Genomic DNA, 16,384 nt, shown 5'->3' with positions numbered 1-16,384 from the left:
CCTAGTAGAATTCCTCCAAAGGATTTTTAATGTATCCATTTGCTTTTAATAATTCATAGGGGTGTTGCTTTTTGTCTAACGCTTGCTTTCTTAGCTTTAGCAATGGCAGAATCTCTGTATTTTTTGCTTTTCCCTTTGATTTTTGATCTTTCTTTTGTTGATTTAATGCAATCGCATGCTGAATCACATCTGATTTAAGTTGATTAAATTCAGTATCAAGTGGATTTCTCTCAACTATTTTTTGTGCGAGTTTTTTTATATCATTTTCTTTCAAACTATCAAAAATACCTAGGGCTACCACCTCAACACTTAAGTTCCCAATCATGTCTTGGCGTTTATACTCTATTGTATTTTGGCGCTCTTTAAATGCTTCTTGAATACGTCCTGTCATTTCAGTATTTCGCTTGTGATTCAGCATGACTTCATCCAAGTTAATCATAATATCTTCATATTTCATCATATCGGCAAAATTGTTCGTCCGAATAGCTGTCATCATTGGTTGAATCGTTTGCATATCTACCCTAGCAGTCTTTTTTAACACTTGTGGTGTAATGATTTCAGCCGGGTTGTCCTCATCAAATAATACTCGTTCTTGCGCTAGAATAAATAGGTTCACGGCAACAGCAGTAATCCCTTGGCATTCATAATAAAATGCCTTCTTTGTCTCCTCTGTAAGCTCAGAATGGGTTTTTAAACACTGTAATTCCCAAAGTGTCTCTAGGAAAAACTCCCACTCTTCACTATTTTTATCCATACGATCCCAAATAATAGCTCCATCACTTGCTGCCCGTCTTGCCTGTCTGAAGTTTCCTTTGAATAGTTTTTGTGCTTTAGAAGTGCCGATTAAAACCGTAGGAATACCAACTGTATTAGACAGTGTTACAAAAAAATTTAACATTTCTTCCTGTTCATTTTTGGAATGTAGTAAGTGCTGGATTTCATCAATTACTAAAACACCGATGCCGTACATACTTGCTAACGATGTCATGTACAATAACATTGTCGATGTCACACGGTTCAAATAACCGTACTTTTCTAAATATCGAGTTCCTAGTAAATCATCAATTGCTTTGAAAAAGCTTTTGCAAAGTGTAGATAAACTTCCATCATACGGGCAGTCAATTTTAAGCCAAACAATTTGAGTTCTATTAAACGGTTGTCCTTTGTATTCTTCATGCTTGATCACTTGTGGATACATAAGCAAAAGACGTTCAATTGCTGTTGTTTTACCAATTCCAGAAATACCGATAATGGATAAGCTATCAGCAGTTGAACGAATGTAATTTAGTCGTTCATCTATATATCTATGAGCTGTTTCCTCTTCTTCACGCAATTCATGCAACACCCGAACACGCTCTAGAAATGTTCTATCTAATGGATTTCGCGCCAAGTAACCTCTCCGAATCAATGTAGACAATCGGCGTTCTACCTCGAAATGTATCGGTAACGGCTGGGTAAAATTCCTTACACGTTTTAAGACGTGATAACGAATATTCGTTTCACTTAACTTATCTTGCTCACTAATTCGTGGAGTCACCATAAATCGCTCTAGCACATCGTCCTCATTAAATATAGGTGGAAGAGCTTCGATGAAAGGATTATTGGTATATTCATTTAAAAGTTGTTCCTTATAGACAGCTTTCTCAAAGTCTCCTTTTAAGACAACCATGTCATTTGTCTTTCCCAAATTCCTCATCTCGCTTCTTCTTTAATTTTTCCATAAGACGTGAGCTTGATTTCTTAGGTGGTGTTTCATCAATCTTCTCTTTTGTAACGAAGTCGATTACTTCAGCTGCTTCACTAACTTTATGAGGTGATAAATCAAACTTTTCAGCTTCACGGTTTAACTGCTTTTCAACATCCTTGTTTTCACGAATAGCTGCTATTTTAGCTTTCTTGCTGGTTGGCTGATTGAAAGATTCTTTTTTGTTCTTCACTGCTTTTTTTATAATCTCTTCTAATGCAGCATCAGTATTTACTGTAAGCTGGATCTGATTTGTTCGTTCCATTCCCTCTAGTTCATTCCGAAGTTGTTGCTGAAAAACAATTTCCTCTAAGAAGTCACCTTTATATTGCTGATTAGGCTCTAATAAAATACACGTTTCAAAATCTATTCCGTTATCATGGGGAATATAGATTTTTTCAATATTGCGCGGATCATAAACGATTTCTAGACTTCTATTTTTCAACTTTAAATACCATTGCTCTTCAATCGCTTGGCGAGAACCATAAAGAAGATTTTTAAACTTGATTCCAGCTCTTGAAATTGTCGCTTTCCCACGTGGAAGCACGTTTAGACGTAGAATATTTCGATCAACTGCCCTTAACCTTCCTTTACGATTTTGAATACCCCAATTCCATAAGTTAATCGGTGTTGGCACTAGTCCATCAGATACCATTTCTTTTTCAACGGGATATTTATCAATGATTTTGCGGTTATGGTGTAGCACCATCGTAATAATAAGAGATGTAAATTCCTTTAAATTCAGCGTAGCGTTTAAGCGATAATCTTGATCGCCCCGTTCTCGAAATTCCTTTTGAATTGCCCCGGGAGCTTTTTGCTTTACCTTCCCATTAAACGTACGGAATTTCCTTTCAACAATCCCTTTCAAATCCCCCCTATAAGCCGCAGTATTCTCGATTTTAATGTTAAGATTGTTAATTAAATTCTCTACGGAATAGCCTTCAAACTCACCTCGATCAGCGATAATAATTTCAGGCAAATGATGTGTTGGCCATTGCTCAGGTGTAATATCAATTCCGTACTGATTACAGAACTTTACTTTGTCAGCAACCATATTATCTAAAGCCATCATTGCACCTATCCAAGACGGCCCTTCTAGCCCAACATATAGACCCGTAATAATACGTGAATACACATCAAGTACCGCATAAATAACAGGTCGCCCAATTACTTTATTTACGTCAAGTGAACTAACTAAATAAATATCTGCAATGGTAGCGTCAATTTGAAATCTAGTACCAGGACCATTTGTTTCTGATTTAGAATCACTTAAAATCGGACGATGCTTCAATTCATATTCCTTTGTACTTTTACGGAATTGAATATCCTTTTTCGGGTCTTCAAGCTTTTTAAACCAGTAGTAAAACTGATGGTACGAGGGAATTCGAGTGGCCTCCCAAATACCGTACTTTAGCTCACCATTTACCTTATAGCGATCAGAGTAAAAGTCACGCAGCATGAAATTATAAACATCTCTTAAAGAGTAATTATTCTTTTTCCTGTAGTACTTGTTGATAACGTGCTCAATTTGGATCTTTACTTCATCAGTAATGTTAATACCAGTTTGATATTCATTATTTATACTTACCTTTCTAGGACGACCAACCTTTGCATTTGTTAGGGCTTTTGTTCTCCCTTTACCACCTGAATTAGAGTAGTCAGGTAACATGGCATTTTTGGTCATACCACGTTGCCAATAACGAGTTAGTAACTTTTTAACCTTTGTTTTGCCTAAGTTGCTGTCCCGAGCGATTTCACGAATTTTATTTTCTCTTCCTCGTTTGTAGCGCAAATCTTGCATATTGGGGACACAGTATTTTTGTATAGTTTCCCAATCTTCTTCGCGCTTACGAATTTGCACTTCTGTTAAATCACTTTCTGAAATCACTTTTGCATAGGGATCATTAATCGCAAGTAACTCTCCTTGATTCATATCTGTAATTAGGTTGGAATATAGCTCCCTCCTCGGCATCGCACTACTCGTGTCAATATTAACAATATAGACATGTGGTTCTTCAATATCAATTACCCGAATCCTTGTCGAATCGGTTACATATTGAAATACTTGATTAATATAAATCATCCGTATTTCACCTTCTCTAAATTACCTTCATCAATACATTTAATATCAATTGTTTGCTCTAAATCAATCGGCTTTTGCATATCAATGACTACGATTTTTCTAGCAAGCAAGTGATAAAATAGTGTAACACCACTTCCAAAAGGCAAGTGTGTATCTGTATCAAACTCATTAGTAATTTCACGGATACTTCGTGAATTATTCAATAGGCGATTCATAAGAGACATGGATAAAGCTTCAATATGTTGGTCATCCATTTCTTGATATACATCATAGCTACGAATATCAAAATAATCATGGATATAACTAATATTTCTTGCCATTGTCTTATGAATTTCTTCCTCTGTTACAGTTGCCCAATTAATGCTTCTACGCTTCCAATATTCCCGTTCAATTTCAAACTTCTCTAACACACGTTCTTCTAACAGCTTATCTTTCATTTTGATAGTATGAGCGACTTCAAATACACCTTGCCCTTTATCAACTGTTAATAAAAAGTCCGTTGTCATAACAATTGGATGGCCTGTTTTTGGATCAGCTGGGTGTTTAATCCCAAGCTCTTCAGCAATGACAATCGTCTCTTCTTGTGGTAATAAAGGAAATTGTTCACGAATATCCAAGATAACATCAGAAAATTCAGTTAAATAAAAGTAGTTCCGTTCCAAATCCGATAAAAACTCATGTTGTCTGCCGGTTTTTATACCTTTTAATCTTGTTGATCGACCTAATGAGGAAACATCTTGAATTTTAAGCCAAGGCTGATAATCTGCTCCACTGCCAGTGCCTCGACCTTCTTTAATCCACTTCTCAATTTCAGATGTTCTTTTTCTTTTCGACACAAAAACACCCCTTTAGATAATCAAATCCAAAGGGGTAAAGCTTCGCAACTTTTTTATAAACGTCGCGTCTTTATTTTAAACATCGCATCTTTTTTATAAACATCGCGTCTTTATTTCAAAGCCACAAACTGTTGGTTTGAAATAAAGTTTAATCACAAATATCTCACCAAACGGCATTTCCCGTTAAATTAAAAGAATCCATTTTGAATAAAGATTGATCAAAATGGATTCTATATCAGTAGATCTATTCTTTGATTTTATAAAAAAGTTTGATCATTTTCTAATGAATGGTGTTACTCAATAGTGCTCTTGATTGTGGAAGATCCTTACATAATTCTTATTCAACATAAAGAAACTTTACTTGAACAAGTAGATTTTATAAACTTTAATTTTGTACTAAAAGAAGTATTCATTTATATATAACTATTAGAATGTAAAGAACTTATTTTTGCATAATAACTCGCTTTAAGATAGCTCAGGCAATCCAAGCTCTTTTAAGAATTGATTATGCTTATCCTTTGCCTTGCTAATAGCAACCTCAATTTCATCTAGATTTTTTTTCACATCTGTAAGGTCAATAATTTCTTCTTCCGCAGCCGTACTAACATATCTTGAAATGTTTAAGTTGAAATCATTCTTTTCAATTTCTTTCATAGATACACGGCGAGAGTATCTTTTGTCATCTTCTTTTCGAAATTGATATGTGTCAACTATTCTGTCGATATGCTCTGGCAATAGGAAATTTTGCCGCTTACCTCTGTCGTAGTACTCACTTGCGTTGATAAACAACACGTCTTCAAATTTTTTGCATTTTTTAAGCACAAGAATACAAACCGGAATACCCGTTGAAAAAAACAAGTTAGCGGGCAAACCTATAATCGCGTCAATATTTCCATCTTTGAGTAGCTTTGTTCTGATTTTCTCCTCTGCTCCACCACGGAACAGAACACCATGAGGCAAGATAATTGCCATTGTTCCCTCACTACTTAAAAAGTGAAACCCATGAAGTAAAAATGCAAAGTCAGCTGCTGATTTCGGTGCAAGACCGTAGCTTTTAAAGCGGAAATCCTCAGCTAGAGTATCGGTAGGCTCCCAGCGGTAACTGAAAGGTGGATTGGCTACAACTGCATCATATTCCAACTTTTTTGCTGGGTTCATTTCAGTGAGAATTTCCCAATCATTTAGCAGTGAATCTCCGTGAAATATTTTAAATTCGGAGTCTTTAAGCCCATGTAGAAGCATATTCATACGAGCAAGATTATAAGTTGTTATATTCTTTTCCTGCCCGTATATTTGACCAATATTATTTGCACCGAGCTGCTTTCTAACATTAATCAGAAGCGAGCCGGAACCGCACGCAAAGTCAAGTATGTTATTAAGTTTCCGTTTTTTACCTATGCTTGGGTCTTGGCTATCAAGTGTGACTATTCTAGAAAGGATAGTTGAAATTTGCTGGGGCGTATAAAACTCTCCTGCTTTTTTACCTGAGCCTGCAGCAAATTGTCCTATTAAGTATTCATACGCATCTCCTAGAAGGTCACTTTCATTGGGGAACTCCGATAATCCTTCTGCAATAGCAGTTATTATTGAGCACAGCGTTGTATTGCGTGATTCATAATTCTTTCCAAGCTTATCTGAGTCGAGGTTAACCTCAGAAAATAATCCGCGAAACGTGCTATCAAAGGATTCATTTTCTATAAATTTGAAGCCTGCTTGCAAATTTTTTAAAAGATACTTATTTTGTGTACGAGCCAATTCATATATATTACCCCAGAGATATTGTGGCTTGATTACAAAATGAACTTTACGTCTCATTTGTTTTTCAAACGTAGCCACTAGATCTAAATTGTTGATATACCAAACAACAAGTGGAGTCAACTTTTTGCTTTCCAACAACACTTCATGCTCTTCAATTATTGTGTTTTTTTCCTTGCTATCAAATTGCTGTTTATTAGCATAGTCTATTATTTGTTCTTTCAATGCGTTAATAACATCATCCTGATTGGCAGCAACGGTGAGTTTTTTTATTTCTTCTTCACATTGTAAATAATCGGTGCCGAGTTCTTTCTTTGCCGCTTCTTCATAATTATCCGAAAGGTAGCGCAGGAAGAGGAAAGACAGCATATAATCACGGAAGTCATCAGCATTCATGGACCCGCGCAATTTGTCAGCAATTCCCCAAAGTGTTGCGCCTAATTGTTTCTGTTGTGTATCAGTCATTTTTTTGCCCTCTATTCTTCAGTAAATAGTTCAGGGTTGAATCGGTATAATTCCAAGTAACCCCTTAAAATTTTTCTGAAAACCTCTTTATTATCTTCAACCATTTCAATAGGCTCAAACAACGAATAGTTCCCATGACTTAATATGTTCACATATCTTGCAAATGTTATTCCATCCGGGTCATCTTCATCGCGTTTAATACATTCGGTGAAGTCTTTGAATCCATGAAACGATGCTGCCTTTTCAAGAATGTTTCGCAAAATATTGAAGTGATAAGTATAGAGTCTACCTGTGTTCGCTGCATTGCTTAGCTCTTTAATTAATGCAACATGGTTGAAAAATGGAGTATCTTTGGTTTCTTGAATAAGGTATTCGTCTGTTTCCTTATTTTTCAACAAAAGATAGTCCTTTCCTTTTGACTTTTTAAACTCATTATACATTACATTGAAAAACAACGAATGATGTGAAGATATGACTACTTTAATACCCTCTTGGCTCTTTAGCATCTTAGCTAAATGGCTTGCTACTGCAATGACGTTATTATCATCCAGTGATGAAATGGGATCATCAATATAGATGTGCTTAACCCAACTGTAGGCTGGTTCTTGGTCAACAACTAATTGAACAACCGCCAGAAAAAAACACCATACAAATATATTCTCTTCACCACGAGAAATCTTTATGTTATCTATTTTTTCGGTTCCGCCATCTTTTCTGACTTCCCGTGCAAAACTAATCGTCCAATCTTGGTAATCAATTGAAAAATCAAAATCAGCGTACCGATTTAAAAACGGGCGAATACGACTTTCCATTTCAAGCTCTCTTAAGCCATCAAAAAAACGAGAATTTCTATTAATATACAAGAGTCTATTGGTGTCTCCCTCTAAGTCGTTATCCCAAGTGAATAAATCTTCTGTGAAAGCATTGTAATATAATGTATCTCGTGTTTTTTCTTCAGTTTCAGGAATAGGATGTTTCCCCAAGTCTTTAAAAACTCCTGAAAGTCTTGTTTTACCTGTACCATTGTATGCAAAAAGAAGAACATATTTCTTGCTATCAAGAACCGTTCTAAAATGGGTCGCCAGTTCATTTAAATCAGTAAAAGAAGTTATCGATTGAGAATTCATTCACTCACCTCCTCAATAGAAGGGAACAGTCCTTGCATCAAGCCTTTTTTATGAATTCTCAAAGATTCAATTTTTTCTGCCTGTGCTGTTATAAGGGTGTCTAAAGCAGAAAGGCAATTAGCTATTTTTTCTTGTTCTTTAATATCTTTTGGAATATAGAAGATATAATTTTTCAATTTAGTGCCATTAATTGAATTTATGGTTGCACCCAAATCAGCTTTCACTTGTTTATTATAAGCCGTTGATTGAAGTAGTTGAAACACAAATTTGGAGAACTTCGTTCTAAAGACTGTCATAAACGCGCCATGAGTACATAAAGGCATGCCCTTGGGAATAATCGCATTTTTACCTATCAAAGCTTTTGAACCATTTCGGACACAAATTAATATATCATTTTCAAAAGAAAGATTGGCACCTCTTATATCTGTTCTAACATAAACGTTGTCATCTAATGTGATGACATTATTTTTGATATTTGACGATCTTAAAACAAGCAAACCGTTTTCTCTAATATCATTCGGACTGTATGTTAATCCCGAGACAAGCTCACCTAATTGACCAAGAGTCGTTTTTATCCATTCGCCGCTGTCCTTAAAATCCGAAAATCTCCATTCGGGTACGGTCTTATCTTCAGCGGGAAACATCTTTTGCATCAAACCTTTTTTATATGCTTTAAGAGTCCTAAGCTTATCCTCCTCAGCAGCAATAAGATCATCAAGCGAAGAAAGGCAGTCGGCTATTTTTTGTTGTTCAGCCTCTGAATTGTAAGGCAAAGGCATCTTCATAAAATCACCATTTGAAATGCTCATACGGTCATGTCTTGCACCAGTATTTGAGACTCTTTTTAAATAGGGATGCCATAGAACTGTTTTAAAGTAATGCTCATAAAAGTCATTATTTGGCTTCTCAAACCTGAACACTGTATATAGCGGCGACATGACACCTCTTCCGACCTTATTTTTAGATATCGGACCTACTGGAGCAGTTACAGATATACGAGGATTATAAACATAGTCCCCTTCCTCAATCACAAAATAATTCTCAAGATTATTTTGGTTTGCAACTTTTCTGTCGAAATAATCACTTTGGTCCACAACTCCCTCAACAGCCGAGTTTGTAAGAACACGATTTACTATATTATCTTTATTTCTTTTTGTTATTTTGTTTGCTAAATTATTTAGAGTGATTATTTTCCATTCTCCCGTTGAGCGAAACTCCGGAAACCTTAGTCTCGGCACCAACTTCGTTTTCTCTTTATTATTCATAAGCATTCAGCCCCACAATCACACGTCCATCTGCAAGCTTTTTAAGCAGTGGGATTAAATTATCCATCAAGTCTAGTTCTTTTTTTGTCCTGTCTCTCCAGCCAAGCTCTAGCGGCTCTAACAAATCACTTAGCTTTTCACCGTCAAAAATCATGCGCCCTATAATATCATCTATAAAGGCTTGCAACGATGCAGGTTCAATACCATGTTTGTTTGCAATTGATTCCATTTCTTTTACTGCTTTTTCTTCCTTGAATTTTTGGTATCCAGCTTTTATTTCCTTTTCATCCAATCCTTTTCCAAATTCCAATGTTCTGATATAAGCAATAATATCTTCACGTTCCTCCATCATATTTGAATTGGAACAAAGTAAACTAATAAGCTGCTCACGGCTCATTTTTTCTTTTTTAGGTACATCGGGTTGTGTATATTTCGAAATTAAAGACATAATGTAGTCATAATCAATAATGGCAGAGGAAAATAAAACGAATTCAAAATCGAGCTGTTCAATCACCGGATCTTTATCCTTAATATCTTTGCCCTGCTGTGCCTTTAACATTTGGGCAGTTTCAATGTAAACACCACGGAACGCACGCAAAGTGTCCTCTGGCAAAAGTCCTTCAATTTTTGCCGATTGTTCTTCTTTGATATCTGTATATTGGTCTAGCTGTGTTTTAAGGCGTTGTACTTCCTTAAATTTATTAATGAATTCACCTCGAGCGGAGTCGCCCTTAAGGTTGCTTACTTGCTCAGGCTTACATTCTAACCCTTGTGATTCCATAAATGTCTCAAGATCGACAACTGCTTTTTCTAGCTTTTCAACCACAACAGGAGCAGGGTCAACTAGCCAAATTTCTTTTGCCCTACTACTGTTTTCTTTTCCAGAAAACAGCGCAATTGCTTCATCTACATCTTTTTCTTGCCCTCTAAAGTCAAGAATATTCCCATAAGGTTTTGTGTCGTTCAAAACACGGTTTGTTCTTGAAAATGCTTGAATTAAGCCATGTTGCTTTAAGTTTTTATCAACGTATAAAGTGTTTAGATACTTTGAATCAAATCCTGTTAAGAGCATATCCACCACAATAGTAATATCAATTTTGTTTACATGAGGATAGTCAGAATTAGTGTACTTATGGTCTTTGATGCGCTTTTGCACATCTTGATAGTATAAATCGAATTCGTTTATGCTGTGATTTGTGCCATACTGCAAGTTATAGTCATCAATGATACTTTTAAGTGCGGCTTTTTTCTTATCTGGCTCTTGTTCATTATCGGCTTTTTCTTGTTGTAAGTCTTCTTGTAACTGCTTAACATCTTTGTTTCCTTCGGCCGGAGGTGAGAAAACACAGCCAATATTTAGCCGCTTAAAGCTTTCGTCATCAGATTTTTTTCGTTCCTTTTGCAGTGACTTGAAAAGTTCAAAGTATTCTATTGCATCGTTGATAGAAGCTGTGGCGAAAATCGCATTGTATCTCCTACCATTTGTTGCGGAATCATGTTTTAATAATATTGCTTCGACAATCGCTTTTTTACTTACAGTGTCAGAGGCTTTTGCTGCTTTCTTGAAATCTTCTGGCTTAAAATAATCTATGTGGAAGCGAAGCACGTTGCGGTCATCAATTGCATTGGTTATGGTATAGGCATGCAGTTCTTTTTCAAAAACGTCTTTTGTTGTGATATAAGAACCAACCGTGCCATCAATTTGCTTATATGTTGCATTTTCTTCAAATATTGGTGTTCCAGTAAATCCGAAAAGCTGAGCTTTCGGAAAAAAGCTTTTAATTGATTCATGATTATCGCCAAACTGTGAGCGATGGCATTCATCAAAGATAATGGCAATACGTTTATCGGTGAGCTTCGCCAGCCGGTCTTTATAGGTAGGTTCGCCCCTTTTCCTTTTCTCTTGGTTACGCTTACTATCTTCATTAAGAGCCAGCCCAAGCTTTTGAATTGTGGTAACAATAACTTTGTCACGATAGTCATCTGAAGTAAGCCGTTTAACTAAGCTTTCTGTGTTGGTATTCTCTTCAACGCATCCTTCCTGAAATTTATTAAACTCCGATCGAGTTTGTCTATCAAGATCTTTTCTGTCAACCACGAATAAACACTTCTCAATATCAGGATTATCCTTCAAAAGTGTTGATGTTTTAAACGATGTAAGTGTTTTACCACTTCCGGTAGTATGCCAGATATATCCATTACCACGGTTCTGATCAATACAGTCCATTATTGCCTTAACTGCGTAAATCTGATAAGGGCGCATAACCATCAATTTCTGCTCACTTACAACAAGTACCATGTAACGGCTTATTAGTTGCCCAAGAGTGCATTTGGGCAAAAACTTATCAGAAAAATCAAGAAGATGGGTAATTTTGTTGTTGTTCTCATCTGCCATTTGATAAATTGGCAAAAAGCGCTCGTCTGCATTAAAACAAAAGTGCTCTTTATGATTGTTGGCAAAATAATAAGTATTACTCTCATTGCTCACAATAAAAAGCTGCATAAAGCAAAGTAGCGAGTTTGTATAACCATTGCCGTGGTCGTTTTTATATTCTACAATTTGCTCCATTGCTTTTTTAGGTGTGATTTGCAGTGACTTCAGTTCAACCTGAACAACAGGAACCCCATTAATGAGGATAATAACATCATAACGATGGTTGCTGTTATCTGTGTTCATACGTAGTTGGTTTATCACTTCAAATTCATTTTTACACCAGTCTTTTGTATTAACAAGGGTGTATTGAAGCGGCGTGTCATCATCACGCTTGAATGTGTTGATTTCCCGTAAAGTTCTTGCTGCAGTGAATACATCTGAAGTGATAATACTATCTCTAAGGCGTGTAAATTCTGAATCGCTTAACTTTACACGATTCAGTCTTTCAAAGTGTTCTTTGAAATTAGCTTCAAGCGAAGCTTTATCTCTAATATCCTCACGATATATGTATTTTAAGTCCCTAAGCTTTTCTATAAAACCGGCTTCTATTTCCCTTTCTGCTTTCATATCTAATCTCCTCATATTTTTAGAATAGAAAATTCCTAAGCTTTTTCTAAAACTACATAATATCTATTTAGCATTCATAAGCAGCTCAATCAATTCATTGTTTATATTGTTATTTTCACAAAGCTTAATTAAGGCATGTCGAGCAATTTTATTCGGCTTTGTATGATTATTCTCCCATCGATTCACAGATGTAAAACCAACATGAAGCTCACGAGCAAGTCCCTCTTGAGACAAACGCAGCTCCAAACGTAGTTTTTTAATTGCTTCGCTTAACTCCATTTTGAATCACCTCGTAATTATACAACTAACCACGACATATTATATCATAAGCTATAGCATTTTTAGGTATAAGGTTATTGATATACTGCGCTGTCTTTACATTAAGAATTGGGGAAGGGCTATGTACTGGAAAGAGAAGCTACAAACCTTCAATGTTCTAAAATGGTTTTCAATAGCCATTCATGGTATGCGTACCGTTTTGGGTAAGCCTTTTGCTTGGACTAGGTTTTTCCGGAATATGAACGAGATGTCACTCGTCGCATTTTCCACGTCGAAGCACCTTATAAATGTGTCCTAATTTCACATTCGTTTACAAGGTTGAATTGTAAATATATTTCAAATTAAATATACCTTACATACAGTTTCATAATTATTACTCCAAACTAGTAAATTAATTTGTTTAATAAAACCTCTGCTCTGTGCTGAACCCCTTTAGAACTATGTTTAGCTTTTAACAGTGTAATACCTTGACCTTCAAGGCTTTTCAAAGACTTACTTGTCCATGTTCCACTATTATTCACAAGATTTACTAGCAAACGGTCATAAATAACTTTCCATTCACGAGTTACAAGCGAAGATAAAATCAACGTAGACAAAGAGCGATTTTCTCGTTCAATTTCTACAATGTTGTATTGTTTTCCGTTTCCCAAATATATTTGAGCAATTATATAACGTCTCCTTGTGATATTATCACTCAATTTCGTGAATTTACGTTCACCGTACCCATCTGGCAACACATCCATAATTACTTGTATTGTACCTATTATAGGATACTGCTCAAGTACTTTTAGAACATTTATAAAATCTTGAAGTTCACCTTGTGCTTGAATTTCATGTAACATTTGATGCTCTAACCCTCGCACTAATTGTTGACCACCACTATCTGCGGTTGATCGAATAGAATCTTGATTAATGAAGTATGCCTTTGTGTTTTCATCTTCCATGGTTCTTTGCTTGGAAAGGCTACCTCTAATACGTTCAATCCTGGGAACTGATGTATATTCATGTTTTAACTGATTCATTTGCACGAGATCAAAGTCTTCGGTGGAACCATCTATTTGTTCATCTAATATAAAGTCTTCTTCGACACCCTGTTTATTTAGAGAACGGTAAGTGTACTTCTTCGCTTCTTTGGATTTCTCTTGATTTTGTATTTCTGGATGTGAAATAGAAATATTCTGGTAAGGAATATCTTTATTTTTCATATTAACTATTTGTAATATTGTATACGTATTGTTCTTCTTCTTTACACGAGCTGTTATAGTTATCGGCTGTGTGAATGCCCATTCAAATTTCAAAGCCTTTTCCTGCAACCACCTAAATGCTAAATTTTCATAAACTTGTCGTATATCATGGTTCGTCAGCAACCACACTAATTGATATACAAAAGCTGTCTTTGTATATTTCAATTCATATTGCGATGAAAAGCTAAGATGAATTTTATTAGGTTCGTATGTTTCTGTGAAGAACTGCGGAAATGAATTCGATTCAAACAGACGATATAAAAGAAAGCCATTTGGAGCTAATATGCTACGCAAAACTTCAATGACTGGTAAAAAAACATTCTTCCTATTGAAAGAGAACACGAAACTACGGGAAGTTGCAGGATCACTGCTTCCATGAATAGACCAAGGTCGCTCATAATATTTAACTTTATTAGGATAAACAGTCATGTCTATCTCTTGTACACCCTCAGGAGCTTGACTTGCCGTTATGATGCCATCAGTATAAAAATGCTGGATTGCTAGGCTTGGTAATGTACCCCAATCCATTAATATACCTTCAGTACGGCCTTGTGAACGAAAATAAGCTTTAATCATTATTTTATGGTCAAATCGAAATGGTTCACCAATCCATAGCAGTTGTGCTTTTTTACCTTTTGCAAAAGGCCAAGCAATTTTAACTTGTTGTTTGCTCATAACTTTTCACTTCCTGTTTTGTCCGTAAATATTCTTCTAAATACGGTTTTATTTCATGAAAATGATGTGACTTAACAGCACCAATTTGCTGTACCTTCCATAATGCAACTGTTTCTTTCCTTTGTAATATTCGATCAATAATCTTACAACAACGTCTGATTTGAAATTGCTGAGTAGATTCGGTAGTTTGAGATAGGAGCTTTTTAGTCCGGGGGAGCTTATCAAGGTGTTTCTCCAAGTTGGCTAATACTCCAAGCCGTTTTCCAATAATCGAGATTGTAATTCGAACAGGTTTATCTAGTTCGATTAACTCCTTGTAAAGCTTCTCCACCTTAAAGCAATATTCTCGATCACGTGAGTTCCAATCGACAATTGCTTGGTTATTCTTCTTCTCCTGAAACTTAGGCAGCTGCTCAAACAGCCATTCTTTATCATTACGATACAAGTACATATATTCTTTTGGGAAACACTTACGAATTTTTGTTCTTGAATAATTAGGGTATTTCCGTATTCCATTTACTAATTGTCTTTTATAAGTTAGCAACCTCGAAGAAATATCGTTTTCTGATACAACCTCTATTTTTATCTCTGAAGAAAGATGCTTTTTAACCGTTTTTGGATCTACACCCAGCATTTTAGCTATTGTTCTTGTACTATACGCTCCTACGGCTACCAACTCACTTAATCTAGCCTTCCAGGTCTCCCCAAACGATTTTACACGTCCAATACAATATTTATCTTTTGATAATCTATCAGGACCTTTCCTAGCATAAATAAAGCCACAAGAGCATTCAAACGTACCAATGGGTGCTTTTGAGCTAAAATCTCTCGTAACATTTACTTCAGGAATCACACATTCTTTATAATGATAAGCTGTTTTATTTAAACAAGGCCATGGACCACAACCGAAAGGACCTGTATCAGCTTCAACTTGTAAAAAGCAATCTACATCTTGTTCTAAGAAATAAAACATAAGCAAATGACGGAAAGGATGTGAATGGCGCTTTAGATTGCGTGTAATGACCTTCAGCCAATTGTACTCATCATCAACATCGATTGCTGATTCGTACTTAACTAAAAATCCTTCTGGGAACTTTGATTGAAATGCTTTGTATAGTTCATTTTGACGAATTCGATTAGAAGTTGTTATTAAATTGCGTTCTCGTAAAAGAGCACGGTACTTAAGATTAATTGATTCTCTACAAAATTGATGATGTATTGGAACTTGCAGCAATTGATAAGCCATCTTTGCTAAAGCGATTTGAATGGTTATAAACTCTTTAGGATCTGCTTCTTGGAGTACCGATAAATTCATCAGTTTTTTATCAAATCGAATAAACTCAATTCGACTAGATTTTGAAAAATCAATAGGGTACTTCTTTAATATCAGTTCATGATGAGCACAGTAATTAATTCCTTGTAGCTGGTGTTCACGATGTATATAAGGTTCACCGTATTGCTCAACATCGTTAGTTGCACACTTTGGACAATAATATAGTCCATCCTTTCTACAAATCCCTCCTGCAACCATTCCAAGTCTTGTATAAAGCCCTTGTCCATCTCCTAGAACATCTTTTAAAATTTCTTTTTTACGATTCTTAGATAAAAACGGAGCATAGTAAGGATAAATTGTATATTTAGCTAATAAAGCTTCAACAGTGTAATTGGGAGCTAGTTGGTCAGCTAATGTAGAAAAATGGCTACCAATCACTAAACTTGGGATTACAGAACGACTTTGAAAAACTTCTTCTAATGTGTCTTTATAATCAATATTTCCACTATAAAAGTGATAGCGAGCTATCGCTGAATATATCAATTCATCTGGATACGGGTCCGTAAAGAAAGGTAGCATCCAAAATCCCCCTGGTTTATTCGACATACTTCTATCATGTCGATCAAACTAGGTTTTT

At 35.7% G+C, this 16,384-nt stretch carries 10 protein-coding genes; all 10 read right to left on the bottom strand.

Annotation, left to right across the window (positions count from 1 at the left end; all coding sequences use genetic code 11):
* Position 1: 1 nt before the first annotated feature.
* Complete coding sequence (locus U8D43_RS09310) at positions 2–1,696, bottom strand: ATP-binding protein (RefSeq protein ID WP_335870912.1); 1,695 nt, start codon at positions 1,694–1,696, stop codon at positions 2–4.
* Complete coding sequence (locus U8D43_RS09305; RefSeq protein ID WP_335870911.1) at positions 1,671–3,827, bottom strand: TnsB C-terminal domain-containing protein; 2,157 nt, start codon at positions 3,825–3,827, stop codon at positions 1,671–1,673. Before U8D43_RS09305 ends, U8D43_RS09310 begins: the two co-directional genes overlap by 26 nt.
* On the bottom strand, positions 3,824–4,663 hold the full coding sequence (locus U8D43_RS09300; protein ID WP_335870910.1) for a TnsA endonuclease N-terminal domain-containing protein: 840 nt from the start codon (positions 4,661–4,663) through the stop codon (positions 3,824–3,826). Before U8D43_RS09300 ends, U8D43_RS09305 begins: the two co-directional genes overlap by 4 nt.
* Positions 4,664–5,128: 465 nt before the next feature.
* On the bottom strand, positions 5,129–6,883 hold the full coding sequence (locus U8D43_RS09295) for a type I restriction-modification system subunit M (protein ID WP_335870909.1): 1,755 nt from the start codon (positions 6,881–6,883) through the stop codon (positions 5,129–5,131).
* A gap of 11 nt (positions 6,884–6,894) precedes the next feature.
* A complete protein-coding gene (locus U8D43_RS09290; RefSeq protein ID WP_335870908.1) occupies positions 6,895–8,010 on the bottom strand; it encodes an AAA family ATPase in 1,116 nt (371 codons plus the stop codon).
* Positions 8,007–9,275: a restriction endonuclease subunit S gene (locus U8D43_RS09285; RefSeq protein WP_335870907.1), complete on the bottom strand. Its 1,269-nt coding sequence runs from the start codon at positions 9,273–9,275 to the stop codon at positions 8,007–8,009. The genes U8D43_RS09290 and U8D43_RS09285 overlap by 4 nt, the downstream gene beginning before the upstream one ends.
* Positions 9,268–12,276, bottom strand: coding sequence for a type I restriction endonuclease subunit R (locus U8D43_RS09280; RefSeq protein WP_335870906.1), 3,009 nt, complete (start codon positions 12,274–12,276; stop codon positions 9,268–9,270). Before U8D43_RS09280 ends, U8D43_RS09285 begins: the two co-directional genes overlap by 8 nt.
* A 63-nt stretch (positions 12,277–12,339) precedes the next feature.
* The gene (locus tag U8D43_RS09275; protein ID WP_335870905.1) at positions 12,340–12,555 is read right to left on the bottom strand and encodes a helix-turn-helix domain-containing protein; all 216 of its coding nucleotides are present in this window, start codon (positions 12,553–12,555) and stop codon (positions 12,340–12,342) included.
* Positions 12,556–12,938: 383 nt separating this feature from the next.
* Positions 12,939–14,474: a Tn7-like element transposition protein TnsE gene (locus U8D43_RS09270; protein WP_335870904.1), complete on the bottom strand. Its 1,536-nt coding sequence runs from the start codon at positions 14,472–14,474 to the stop codon at positions 12,939–12,941.
* On the bottom strand, positions 14,455–16,326 hold the full coding sequence (locus U8D43_RS09265; RefSeq protein ID WP_335870903.1) for a TnsD family Tn7-like transposition protein: 1,872 nt from the start codon (positions 16,324–16,326) through the stop codon (positions 14,455–14,457). The genes U8D43_RS09270 and U8D43_RS09265 overlap by 20 nt, the downstream gene beginning before the upstream one ends.
* Positions 16,327–16,384 lie beyond the last annotated feature (58 nt).

The sequence above is a fragment of the Bacillus sp. 2205SS5-2 genome (assembly GCF_037024155.1).
GTDB lineage: Bacteria > Bacillota > Bacilli > Bacillales > Bacillaceae_K > Bacillus_CI.
Note: the sequence above shows the minus strand (reverse complement) of the source record. Positions and strands in the feature narration are given on the sequence as shown.

Bases quoted from the DNA above. Each gene is read 5' to 3' on its own strand.
- U8D43_RS09285 (WP_335870907.1), bottom strand. From the start codon at position 9,275: ATGAATAATAAAGAGAAAACGAAGTTGGTGCCGAGACTAAGGTTTCCG.
- U8D43_RS09305 (WP_335870911.1), bottom strand. From the start codon at position 3,827: ATGATTTATATTAATCAAGTATTTCAATATGTAACCGATTCGACAAGG.
- U8D43_RS09265 (WP_335870903.1), bottom strand. From the start codon at position 16,326: ATGCTACCTTTCTTTACGGACCCGTATCCAGATGAATTGATATATTCA.
- U8D43_RS09310 (WP_335870912.1), bottom strand. From the start codon at position 1,696: ATGAGGAATTTGGGAAAGACAAATGACATGGTTGTCTTAAAAGGAGAC.
- U8D43_RS09280 (WP_335870906.1), bottom strand. From the start codon at position 12,276: ATGAAAGCAGAAAGGGAAATAGAAGCCGGTTTTATAGAAAAGCTTAGG.
- U8D43_RS09275 (WP_335870905.1), bottom strand. From the start codon at position 12,555: ATGGAGTTAAGCGAAGCAATTAAAAAACTACGTTTGGAGCTGCGTTTG.
- U8D43_RS09270 (WP_335870904.1), bottom strand. From the start codon at position 14,474: ATGAGCAAACAACAAGTTAAAATTGCTTGGCCTTTTGCAAAAGGTAAA.
- U8D43_RS09290 (WP_335870908.1), bottom strand. From the start codon at position 8,010: ATGAATTCTCAATCGATAACTTCTTTTACTGATTTAAATGAACTGGCG.
- U8D43_RS09295 (WP_335870909.1), bottom strand. From the start codon at position 6,883: ATGACTGATACACAACAGAAACAATTAGGCGCAACACTTTGGGGAATT.